Source organism: Gardnerella sp. KA00288, assembly GCF_049244085.1.
In the GTDB taxonomy this organism is placed as follows: Bacteria; Actinomycetota; Actinomycetes; order Actinomycetales; family Bifidobacteriaceae; genus Bifidobacterium; species Bifidobacterium greenwoodii.
The window spans coordinates 323,127-336,044 of the sequence record NZ_CP058373.1 but is presented as its reverse complement, the minus strand read 5'-3'; the positions used below and the strand labels follow the sequence as shown (position 1 = coordinate 336,044).

Here is a 12,918-nt window from a genome sequence, read left to right as displayed (position 1 = left end):
CCTTTGAATATAAGGCAGGCAGGATTTATGAAGCATCGCCTTCTCCTTGTACGCGATCTTTTCCGTAAATCGACGGAATAAAACGCTCCTGATCGTGAAGCTTTTCCCAAATTACAGGAGGATTTTGCGGATTTTCCAAAGACTTTGGCACGTCGATAATACGCTGATTGCTAGAGCCGCGGAATTGCAGCAGCGAATCATGCAAATCTTTAATATAACGTCCGTCAACAAGAATATCAACGTACTGCAAAAGCTCGAGTTTATCCGGCGTCTCCCCTGGACGCATAAGCTCTTCCCACGTGTATCCAGTCCAACTCCAAATATCTTTAGTATTGCCAAATTCTTCGCGAATACGCTTGCAAAGAGGCAGCAAAATACCAGTATTAAGCAGCGGCTCACCACCCAACAAAGTCAAACCTTGCACATAAGGTTGCGCCAAATCCTCAATAATCTGATCTTCAAGCTTTTGAGTATAAGGGTGACCTGCGCGAAAATCCCAAATCGACTCGTTATAACACTCAACGCAGTGAAAAGGACATCCCGAAACGTAAAGCGAGCAGCGAATACCCTCGCCGTCTGTCATCAAAAAACGCTTGTAATCGGCAATCATGCCCTGGCTCATGCGCTCGCTAGACCATTGGCCAGCGCGAGGATTATTAGAAAGTGAGGTAGGAATCCACGGACCACGATTCACATCTGCAGGCGCAAAATCATGCAAAGTAATGCGAGCCATATCCAACCCCCTTCAAAACCAAACAAACAACCAAAATTTGCGAAAATAAAATAAATCCAGCCGCTAGAAATTGTAATCACAAAATGCAATCATTTCTAACGGCTAGATTATCACCAAACAACAAACACAAGAAAAGCTATTTATCTATCTTAATTATCTATTCAACTTATTTTACTAAGTTTCAACATAGTTAATTAGCTAAGATTATTTTGCTTCCTCGTACCATTCACGAGATTCGCCATTATCCAGCGTAACGTGACCAGTTTCGCCAGACATGTGCTTTACGCGGTGCGCAATCTCCTCGTGGCGGCCGTGAACCATTGGGCGTTGAACAGGATTGCCCAAGTAGCCGCAAGTGCGCTTAGTAACATTGCACTTATCTGGGTCGCTGTTGCCGCACTCTGGGCAACGGAAGCCTTCCTTCGTTGGCTCAAAATCGCCCTGGAATCCACAAACGAAGCAGTGATCAATAGGCGTATTCGTACCCAAGTAGCCAATGCCAATCTTATAAGCGTAATCCCAAACAGCTTCCAAAGCCTTAGGATTTGCTTGCAAGCATGGGAACTCGCAGTAGTTAATAAAGCCGCCGGAAGCAAGATACGGGAAGTCAACCTCGTAGCTAAGCTTCTCCATAGGAGTTGGCTGCAACCAAACCGGATAATGGAAGGAATTAGTGTAGAAGTCGTGATCGGTAACGCCTTCAATGCGGCCGAACTTCTGACGATCCATGCGGTTAAAGCGGTCAGTCAAAGACTCTGCAGGAGTTGAGTAAACGGAATAGTGGTAGCCTTCCGCCTTCGACCACTGCTGGCAAAGCTTATTCATGCGGCGAACCAAAGAAAGCGCAAACTGCTTGCCATCCTCATTCCAGCTGTGATCCTTCATCCAATCCTTGCCAAAGAACACTGCAGTAGTCTCATACAAACCAATGTAACCAAGCGAAACAGTTGCGCGCTCATTACGGAACAGCTGATCAACACTCTCGTTAGCTTCCAAACGGCCAAAAGCACCGTAGCGGAACAGCGTTGGAGCATTCACAGGAGTTGCCTGCTTGCAACGCATAATGCGGAATCGCAAAGCCTGGTGAGCAACTTCCATACGCTCGTCAAAAAGCTTCCAGAAGCGAGTCACATCGCCGTGAGATTCAAGAGCAATACGCGGCATGTTAACCGTTACAACGCCAAGATTCATACGGCCGTCTTCAACATCCTTACCAGTCTTTGGATCAATCCAACCCTGAAGGAAGGAGCGGCAGCCCATAGGAGCCTTGAAGGAGCCAGTAATCTTAACAATGTTCTCGTAGAACACAACATCTGGATACATGCGCTTAGTAGAGCACTCAAGAGCCAGCTGCTTCAAATCGTAATTCGGGTCACCTGCGTCGGCGTTTACACCGTGCTTAATAGTAAACACAAGCTTAGGGAAGATAGCAGTGTGACGATCCTTGCCGAGGCCGCGAATACGATTCAGCAAAATAGCGCGCTGAATTTCGCGAGCAAACCAAGAAGTACCCAAGCCAAAGCCAACGGTTACAAACGGAGTCTGGCCATTAGAAACGCGGTTGGAATTAATCTGATACTCCATCGTTTGCATAGCATCGTAAATAGCTTTACGCGTCATAATCTTTGCGTAAACTTCACGAAGCTGATCAAGCTCACTCAAGTTCTCATCAAAAGGAGTGTCAGCAGGAAGCGGATCTCTGTCTGAGCAGTGAAGATTCTTAGGCTCCTGAGCCTTCAAACCGTCAATCATATCCTTCGCAACTTCAATCGGCGTAGAATCTGGAATCATAGCGTGGGCCATTGCCAAGTTCTTCTCATAATCGCACTTAGCGTAAGGCTCAAGCATTTCGTCAGCGCGATTAACAGTCTGACCACCGTATTGCGCGCCAGCAATATCCTTAATAATCTGCGTAACCTGAGTTGCAGCAGTGCCAATAGACTTTGGACTATCCATCATTGCGTTACCAAGAGCAAAGCCCTTAGCAAGCATGTCTCCAAAATCAGGAAGCGAGCAGTTGCTCATGCAAGTAAATGGCGAATAATCAGCGTCGTGGAAGTGAATATCACCCTTCATATGCGCGTTAGAAACCGCGTGAGGAAGCATAGAGAAGGCAGAAGCCTTAGAAACAGCGCCTGCAAGAAGATCACGCTGAGTGGCGTAAACGTTGGAATCCTTATTTGCATTTTCGCGCACAAGCGTTTCATCACGATTTACAAGACGATTAACAGCTTCGTTAATATCTGTAGCCTTTGCGCGATCAATATCTCGGTTCAAACGGTAGCTCGTGTAGCAGCGCGCAACCTCGTAAAGATGATTTTCAATAAGTCCGTGCTCAACCAAGGTCTGAATATCCTCAATTTTTGCTGGACCATTGTAACGATCTTGAATTTCAGCCTCAATACGATCCGAAATACCGCGAATCATCTGCTCTTCCTGAGGACCGACTTCCTTACCTAAGTCCTTAAAAGCAGCCTTAATAGCCATAATGATATTCATCGAATCGAAATCAACTACGCGACCATCGCGCTTTTCGACCTGCACGCGGGAAACTGGAGCTGCAGCTAAGTCATCATCCATGCGAATTGCTGCGCTCTTGGCGTCAGTTTCTTCCAAAACCTGCATCGGTACAGACCTTTCTCATAACACTGTTCTTCTAACTGTTCTCTCGCTGCAAAAGCATTATTTTCGCAACGACTTGCTCTACTATAACTCAACTCATGCCCAATATCTAGGGAAAAACGCAAAGATAACAAACTATATATAGTGATTTATTTCACATTCGCGATTTTTGAGGCGTGTCGAGGATGAGGTAGGCTTGATTGCTGGCGTGTTAAGTTTCTTTGGCGAAATGTGAGCAAACTAATCAAAATAAAAGAAACTATGCAATTAAGCTGTGGGTGGGTGCGTAGGTATGAGTGCCTGGTGTGGTGTGTGCGGCAGCATGAATGCTAGTGTTCTCTAATTAACAAAAATAGGCACAAATATAATACACGCCGTTATGGGCGCGCACTTCGTGACGCTTTGATATATTGAGTCACGTGGAACAGATAGCTTTTCAGCATGCACAGGAATTCGGATTCCAACCAGGAGACATTGTGCAACAATGGCTCTGGGACGACGATGTTGACGAAACAATTTGCGAAAGTATCGAACAGCTTACCGGCGAAGAATTGGTAGACGAAGATTACGATGCTGCTGTTGATGGCGTAATTATTTGGTGGCGCGACGGCGACGATGAGGACGAGCTTGCAGACACCATTATGGATGCCACAAATATGCTTGACGACGACGCCCCTATGTGGGTTCTAACACCTAAGCCTGGTCGCGAAGGTTCCCCAAGTTCTAGCACCGTGCAATCTGCAGCAAAGACGGCCGGAATGAACGCCGCAACGCCTTTAACTGTAAGCGCAGATTGGAACGGAATTCAGTTGCGCGCCTTCGGCAAAGGTCAGTCTAAGTAAAACTGAGTAGTTTTGGTCGGAATCTTACGAAAAAACGACCTAAACTACTCACTTCTGCGCTGTTTTTGTCGGATATTCGCTCAAAAGCGGCATAAACTACACACGATTGCGCAGTTTTGGTCGCTTCACGCTCTTCGACATGTTATTGTGATCACGCCCACGGTTATTTACACGTTCGCGGATAGATTTACGCTCGGTTTTACGCTCAGATTTGCGATCTACTTTGCTCTCAGTTTTACGCTCGGATTTACGCTCTACTTTGCTCTCAGTTTTACGCTCGGATTTACGCACACCACTGTGACCATGCCCACCGTGTCCGCGCCCTCGACCGCGACCTTTGCGCTTCTGCTGCTCAGGCTCCGGCATGCTCCAGCCTTCCTGAAGCTCAGCCGCATCTCCCACAATCTCATCTAAAACAGGCGACGCAGGATTTACGTCTTCCGCCTTAGCGTTAATTCCGGCTCGACGAAGCATAGTGTGCGCCGCGCGCTTCTGATTAGGCAGCACAAGAGTAACAACATCGCCTTCCTCGCCTGCACGAGCGGTACGGCCCGAACGATGCAAGAACGACTTCGGGTCTTCTGGCGGCTCAGTTTGCACAACCAACGCAACGTCACTAATATCAATGCCTCGCGCCGCAACATCCGTTGCAACCAACACGCGCACTAAGCCTTCCGAAAACACAGCCAAATGACGATCTCGCTGATTTTGCGACAAATTACCTTGCAAATCAACAGCAGGAATACCCTGCTGCACAAACTTTTTCGCCATATTCTTCGCCTGATACTTCGTGCGCGTAAAGAATATGGAACGCTTGCATCCGGAAGCCAGCTTGCGCAAAACCTCGTACTTATCTCCCGAAGACACAGCAAAAATGTGGTGAGTCATAGTGTCAACTTGCGAATCAGCATCGTCAACCGCATGAATCACAGCGTTAGGAAGGAATCGATTTACAAGAGTTGAAACTTGCTTGTCTAGCGTGGCAGAAAACAGCATGCGCTGACCGTTAGGATCCACCTGCTCAAGAAGTCGCGTAACAGCCGGCAAAAAGCCCATATCAGCCATTTCATCAGCCTCGTCAAGCACGCTAACCATCACTTTTTCAAGAGTCAACGCACCTTGTCTAATCAAATCTTCCAAACGACCCGGGCAAGCGAGCACGATTTGCGCGCCCTTCTTAAGCTGCGATACCTGACGCTGGTATCTAACTCCGCCATACACCGTCACTGTGCGCATGCCGTAAGCCGCTGCAAGAGGAGCGATTACATCGTCAATTTGATGCACAAGCTCGCGCGTTGGAGCCAAAATCATTGCGCGAGGAGCTGGAATATCGCCACTTTCGTTTTTACGACTATTTTTTCCGTGGTTGATTAAATCAACGAAATTTTCTGCCAATCGCGCAACCAACGGAATCGAAAATGCTAAGGTTTTGCCGCTTCCTGTGCGACCGCGGCCTAGAATATTCGCACCTTGCAAAGAATCCGGAAGCGTGGCCTGCTGGATTGGGAAGGCTGTGGTTTTGCCATCTGCGCGCAATACTTCTACAAGAGGATCTGGCACGCCAAGCTGCGTAAAAGTTACGTCGTCGCTATAATTTTCGCGCGATTCGATTGCGGAATCCGGAATAATTACTGAATTTTGAGAAGATTTATTGTTTTTAGCGAAATCTTTTTTATTATTTTCTTTTTTAGCAAAATCTTTCTTAGCAAAATCTTTCTTAGCTAAATCTTTTTTAGCAAAATCTTTTTTACTATTTTCTTTCTTAGCAAAATCCTGCTCAGCCTCGCGAATTGCAGTCTCCTCGTAGCGCAAAGCTTTCTGACGCGCCTTCTCACGAGCCTTTTCTGCCTTACGATTGCGCTCTCTACGCGCATTAAATTCGTGATGATTATTCTTCGCGCCTCGCTTTTGACGAGACGCAGCATTATGAGTATGCGGCACAATAGCCTTTCGTAAAAAATGTGTATTCAAATAAATTTCAAACCGTGAACTAACTGAGCCTAGCACACGCGCCGCACAATCACGGCAAATGTGGTCAAATGAGGCCAAGGCGACAACAAACGCCAGAGAAAAAACACGGCAAATGTGGTCAAACACAGCCGAAACGACAACAAATGCCGGAGAAAAAACACGGCAAATGTGGTCAAATGCGGCCAAGGCGACAACAAATGCCGGGAAAATTTACGGAAAATGTTTCCAGCAATGAAGGAAAGCAAAAGCCCCACCGTGAAGAATCACAGGCGGGGCTTTATTTTTACTTATGCGATTAAGTAAGCTTGCTAAACTCACGTCAGCTTACGCAATTTGCGCAACTTTCGTAAGCTTTCTAAAGCTTTGCAGGCTTTACAGCCTCTCGCCTAGTTGTTGCTACGACGAGAAGTACCACGACGCTTCCTCACGAAGAACGCAGCACCAGCAGCAGCAACCGTAGCAAGCAAGCCAATCACAGACACGTTGCTACCAGTCTTACTAAGCTGAGACACGCCACTCTTCAACACCTGAGCGCGCACAGAAGCACGAACCTCAGCCGCATGAGCCTTAGCATCAGCCAAAGCCTTACGAGCAGCAGAAAGCTTCTGAGCTGCAGCATCCACCTGAGCCTGAGTTGCATTAGAATCAGCAGCAACCTTCTTAGCCTCAGCCAAAGCAGAGTCCAAAGCCGCCTGAGCCTTAGCAACTTGAGCATCCGCCTGCTTCACAGCCGGCGAATTTTCAACCGCAGCATTCACAGCAGCAGAATTTGCGCCATTAGCATTATTAGCGTTTGTAGCGTTGTTGTTTGCGTTGGAAGCGTTGTTGTTAGCAGCGTTACCAGCGTTTGCGTTGCCAGCATTGCCAGCTCCAGCGTTTCCAGGCTGAGAATCAGCTTCAGCACTATCAATCTGAACGTTCAACTCGCCCTTATCCACAGTAGTAGGCGCGTTATCATTCACACCAAAACCAGCGCCACCAGGTACTGGGCTTGGAAGCGGACTTGGAGTTGGCAGTGGGTTCACATCATTATCAACAGAACCATAACCACTCAAAGCTCGAGCCGCAGCACGCAAAACCTCAACAGCAGCATTAACATCATCCTGCGTTGCAGACGGGTCAGCATACACTGCGCGAGCCTTAGAAAGAGCCCTATCGTAAGCGAGCTGCTTATCCGAAGGCGAAACAGTGTAAGACATGCGACGGCCGATAGTACTATCCAAAGCAATCTCAGAAGCCAAAGCAGTCTTATCAACAGCAGCAGGAGTTGGGGTCGGCGTTGGCTCTGGAGCACGGCCGTTGAGCTCGTTATAAGCCTTCTGCAAAGCCTTCAAAGCAGCATCCAAAGCCTTCTGCTTATTCTCCTTGGTGTTCAATGTGATTTCACCGTACTGAGGTGTAGTACCACCAGCGCTAGTAGTAGTCAAATCAGTTATGAGCTTCTTAGCAGCTGCAAGAGCATCGTCGTACGCCTTCTTCTTATCAGTATCAGCATTGGTGTACCTTACAGACTTCTTAATATCTGCATCTTTAGCAATCTGTTGCTCAAGCGGCTTGGTGTTAACACCATCAAGCGCCTTACGCGCATTCTCAAGCTTCTTAAGCGCGTCGTCTACTGCTTTTTGCGCCTTAGCCTCTTGCTCGGGAGTGCGCGGAGTAGTGTCCGGCTTCTTATCATTTGCATTATCGTCGTTTGCCTTTTGCAAAGCCGTTTCAGCCTCGCTCAAAGCTGTATCAAACGCAGTCTTCTTATCCTGAGAAGCGGTGGTATAAACCGAATCACCTGGAGTCTTAGGATCAGCTTTATCATCTGGCTTCAAGCCCTTATCTGACTTAATCTCAGCAACAAGAGCATCAGTATTAACACCAGCGCCCTTTGCATCCTTGTCAATCGCCTGCATGGCCTTAAGAAGATCCTTGTACAAATCATTAACCTGATCAGCATTCTTGGCGTCGCCCTTATTAGCTGTAGTCAGAGTTGTTGCATCATCAAGATACTTATCGAAATCATCCTTCTGCTTCTTTTCAGCAGGGTTTGTAGAGTCAAGCTTAGAATACTTGCCATCTTTCTTATCTTTAAACTCATTGGCTTTCTTCTTCAACTCTTCAAGGCGAGCCATTGCGGTATCGGCTGCAGTAGCATTGGCAAGCGCGTCGTCGATGTCGTCGGTTGTTGTGCCGTCATCATTGGTGTGATTACCAGCATCAGTGCCATTGATGATCGCCTTGAAAGCATCCTTCTGAGCATCATTAAGATGCTTGAAGTCATCAATCTTCTTTAGAGCATATTTAATCTTTTGAGCCTTCAGCGCGCGATCCGCAATAGCAGTTGGGTCACCAGACTTAGTTGCAGCCTTGATGTCCTCAATAGCCTTCTCTTTTTCATCTTTTGAAAGATTGCTATTGTTGATGCGTTCAATCTGCTCTTTCTTTTCCTTGTCAAGTTGTCCATTTTGTGTTTGACTTGGATCCTTAACATTATCCTTCTGCGCGTTGCTCACTTGAGTGTTGATTGCATCTTTTGCATCCTTGATGGTTGCGTCGATGTTCATCGCATTCTTAATCTGAGAAGGCTTTGTTGCTTTGTTAACAGCAGATTCAGCATTAGTGATTGCAGTAATAGCAGCGTTGTACTTATCATTGACTTTCGCTTTCTGCTCATCATTCAATGCATTATATGCTGCATCAAGTTCTGCCTTCTTAGCTTCAAGCTTCGCAATACCAGCATTCTTGGCGTTAGCTTCGTTGATTTCGTTCTGGCGCTTGGCGGCGTTAAGAGCCGTGTTGATACTATCAGCTGTAGCATTGTCTGCCTTCAACGCGTTATCCAAAGCAGTGAGGGTTGCATCCTTACCAGGAGTTCCTCCGAGCAATTCGTTAAGAGCAGCATCATCAGCATGAGTATCAGCGGTGTTGTTCTTATCGCCCGTGCCATGATCGAGGAACGGAAGAGCACCCTTCTTGATGTCATTCTGCAATGCACCCTTGGCATCATTAATAGCCTTGGCCTTCTCGAGAATCTTCTTTACAGCTTCAGGAGTTTTAGCACCTTCTGGATGTGCTGGTGTACTATCACCGTTAAGCTCAGCCTTTAGATTAGCCTTATCATCATCTGAAAGGTTTGGCATGTTATTGATGGTATTCTCAGCGTTGGTCTTGTCAGTTTCAAGCTGTTGTTTTTGCTTCTTGTCGCGCTCTTCCTTATCCTTTTTCTTTTTATCGTTATCAGCTTGCTGCTGAGCAGTAGTGCCTTGCTTGTTGTTGTTAATTTGTCGCTGAATAGAAGGATCAGAAGTGTTGTTCTTATTCTCCTTAGCTTTAGCATTGGCGTTATTCAAAGCCGTGTTGACGCCGTTTGCATCATGAGCATCGTCAACTTGCTGCTTGAACTTCTTTTTATCCTCAGGCGTAAGGTTTGGATTGCGCTCAATCATCTCCTTCGCCTTTTCCTTCATCTTATCCAGCTTGCTCTTCTCACCTGGCTTTGGAGCAGGCTCTGGCGCAGCTTTCTTCGTGTAGAGCTTACTCGCTGGCACGGTGAACAGAACGGTATTGCCATTCTTAAAGTCAGCGCTCTTGCCGTCATTGTTAATAACAACAGTAGTAATGCCATATGTTACCGTATCAGAATTAAGCTCCAAGTCGGACGTGCCAGCCTTTGGCATCCAACCTTTAGCCGTGAGCGTTGCACTGTTTACACCGAAACTAAGCTTATCGATTTTATTTTCATCGCTTGCTGTTGAGTCGTCGTAATTGGCATGCAGGAACTTCTTAACTGCGCCTTGGAAATTACCATCGGGCTGTTGTGCCGTTGGATTGTCGACCTCATACAAATCAGTATTGTACTTATACACAGCCTTTGTGGCGTCGGTAAGTTTACGGATAAGATCGCGCAGGTCTTTCTCGGCTGTTTGACCTTGAGCCATGCTGTCAATCGTGCCATCATTCAGCTTATCAGCATCTTTGATACCTGCTCGCGTAAGGTCGTTGTTGCTCAATCCATCAGTTCCACGCTTCTGTTGAAGCAAAGCTTTGGCTTGCTTCTTTAGATTGTCAATCGTGTTGTCAGCCTGAGCGCCACCTTGAGCCTGATTCTTTTCATAAGGATCACTAATGGTAATTACAGTCTTACCGTTCTTATTGACAACTATAATTTGCGAATCTTTTGCTTGTACATACTGAATGCCGTCTGAAGCAGTTATACTAAGCCCACTCGTGGTGTTTTTTGGTTTAAGTCCTTGATTCAGATAGTACGTTCCATTACTGCAGTCATTTACGGTGCCGTCGTAGTTATCACTTACAAACTGTTTAACAGCAGCGTTCTTCTCTGCATCAGTTGGAGTATCGCCTTTTATCTTAAATTTCCTATAGTTGTATCTAGTGCCTTGTCGCGTTGTAGTACTGCTGGGGCTACCATCTTGAGGCAATACCTCTGAAGGCTTCTGCTTAAAGAACACACTCATTGGATACTTGGCGTCTTTATAACCGTCAGCCTTAAAGGTGATGTAGCCAACGCCATCCGAGACGCTATATTCAGCGCTTGTGATGTTTACTTTCTTAGTAGGATCCTTAGCGTCCTTTCCCTTTTCTCCAGTAAACATACTCTTAGCACCATTAAGCGTCTTCTCATTTTTGGTTAAATCATCCTGTGTCATCTTAAACGGATCAAAGCTGACCTGAGTTTGTGTTCTAGGCACATCAACCGTAAACGTCTTTTCCTCAGTAGGAGTTTGCGGTTCTGGAGTTGCCTTCTTCTTTTCCTTGAGGAACTGCCATGCGTCAATAACTGTTGTAGAGCCATCTTTCCAGGTGATGGTTACGTCGCCAGTATCAGAAACCTTAACAGGTGCTTGGTTGCTGTTCTTTTCCTTTGACTCATCATAAGGAGTAATGCCCTTGTTGGCTTCATCAAAAGCCTTGATAATTTGGTTTATTTCGTCTTGCTTAAGCTTCTTAAGGTCATCAACCTCAATGGTATCTGGCACAACGTAAGGCGCCCAATCGGCAATGGTTGCTCCCTGATACACGAGTTCAGATGCAGGGATTGTAAGCTTTGAATCATCTTTGTATGTAACTTCTACAGAACCATCTTCTTTAACCTTAAATTCGTACTGACTATTAGTTTGCTTCACATGCTTCAAGAACTCGTTTGGATTTTCCTTACCATTGGCATCAATAATCGCTTGACGGACTTTAGTCTTTTCGTCAGGCGTGAGCTTCTTCAAATTCACTACAGGCGTGCGCTCAGGCATGGTTGGCTTGTACTTATCGCTATCAGTCTCGCCCTTTACAACAAGCAGGCTCGCAGGAATCGTGCGCGTGGTCTTGTCTTTGAAGGTAATAGTGGCTACACCTTTATCTGACACTTCCACTTTATCTACTAATTCCGAATAATTTTTCGTATTTTTATTGGCGGTTGCAATTTTATCTTTAATCGTCTTTTGCTCGTCGTTACTTACATTGCTTGGATCCTTCACAGGTGTAACCTCTGGATACACAAGCTTCAAATGATCCGCAATCTTTGGCGTATTGTGCTTTTGACCAGCCGCATAATGCCAATTACCAGCAAAACGGTAAACGCCTGCCGCAAAACGAAGCGGATGCTCATCGCGCTTTTCCCAAGCATCTTGAGTCATTTCTGCAACGTAGGTCATATCATAGAAGCGCTGCCCTGCAGACTCCCAGTCTACGAAAATGCTTTTAAGACCGGAAGAATCTTGTTGATATGTTGTCCACTTGTCCTTCGTTTTACCAGTATCGTCGTATTGGCCGCCATTAACGCCAACAAATTTCTTCCATGCTTCACTGTTAATTTTATTACTATCGCTCAAGTAGAAATTAGAAATGCCGTTCCACTCTTTTGCAGTTGCATAATAACGATCAGACACTACGCCGTATCCGTTTTTGTCAGTATCAACATATTGAGAAGAACCAGCAGGTTTAACCTGCGTATTGCCTTTATCTGTTAACTTTTCTATACGCTTAAAATGAATATATTGCGGCTCTTTTAATCCAGCAGGAACGCCAAACCACCACATTGGGCGGAATCGCCATTCGTCAGCTTTGCCGCCGTCCTTATTGCAATTAGAAAGATAATGAACGCGAACAAACTTGCCAAGCGGGTCCTTACCAGTATCCTTGCCATCCTTAGCATGCTGAAGTGTATCGTAATAATCCACCTCAATGTGGAAACGAGCTTCGCTATAACTTGCGTCTGTTTTATAACCGTAATAAATGTTGTTGCCAGTGCCGTCTACATAACCGTCAGCGTATGCAGGAGTAGAAACGAATACCCCCCCCCCGAGCACCATAGCACCTGCAAGCATAGCCGCGCACACGCTCTTAGAAATCGGTGCATACTTAGCATTTTGAGCAGACTTTACTAAAGCAGCAAAATTATTCGCTTCATTAATCTTCTTCATTTTTTCTTCACTCCGTTTATTCGACTATCACTGCTTAATGCGTATTTCGGCAGCAGTAGAAAAATTAGCGTTTATAACAATAGTCTTCAACCGCAGTATAAATGCTTTGGTTATGCCTTTGTTATGCCTTGTTTATAACAGTTATAACATTGGTTATAACTTTGACTATAAGCCAAACGTCTTAATACTGCGGTTGAAAATAGTACAGTGTGTATAATACTCAAAATTTTATACATTTCAAGTATTACAATTCTGTGACTTTCGTCACTTTACACGCAAATCAGCAAATCAGATAGTAAGCAACCCGACGAGTACATAACCCGCAAAG

At 45.8% G+C, this 12,918-nt stretch carries 5 protein-coding genes; 1 reads left to right on the top strand and 4 read right to left on the bottom strand.

Translation table 11 applies throughout. The features are described from left to right. Nucleotides 1-25: 25 nt before the first annotated feature. Nucleotides 26-733 carry an anaerobic ribonucleoside-triphosphate reductase activating protein gene (gene nrdG / locus HXT52_RS01195; RefSeq protein WP_421776009.1) on the bottom strand — a complete coding sequence of 236 codons (708 nt, stop codon included), beginning with the start codon at nt 731-733 and terminating at the stop codon, nt 26-28. Between the two features lie 204 nt (nt 734-937). Beyond that, entirely contained in the window at nt 938-3,313 is a 2,376-nt protein-coding gene (gene nrdD / locus HXT52_RS01190; RefSeq protein ID WP_421776168.1) for an anaerobic ribonucleoside-triphosphate reductase, read from the bottom strand. Nucleotides 3,314-3,774: 461 nt separating this feature from the next. On the opposite strand from nrdD, the gene HXT52_RS01185 reads away from it, so the two are divergent. After that, a complete protein-coding gene (locus HXT52_RS01185) occupies nt 3,775-4,197 on the top strand; it encodes a DUF3052 domain-containing protein (protein WP_004127651.1) in 423 nt (140 codons plus the stop codon). Between the two features lie 96 nt (nt 4,198-4,293). Here the strand turns inward: HXT52_RS01185 and HXT52_RS01180 are convergent, their stop codons facing one another. Together HXT52_RS01180 and HXT52_RS01175 are read right to left on the bottom strand one after the other, a co-directional pair. Then, entirely contained in the window at nt 4,294-6,138 is a 1,845-nt protein-coding gene (locus HXT52_RS01180) for a DEAD/DEAH box helicase (RefSeq protein ID WP_421776167.1), read from the bottom strand. Between the two features lie 416 nt (nt 6,139-6,554). After that, nucleotides 6,555-12,590 carry a GA module gene (locus HXT52_RS01175; RefSeq protein ID WP_421776008.1) on the bottom strand — a complete coding sequence of 2,012 codons (6,036 nt, stop codon included), beginning with the start codon at nt 12,588-12,590 and terminating at the stop codon, nt 6,555-6,557. Between the last annotated feature and the right edge of the window lie 328 nt (nt 12,591-12,918).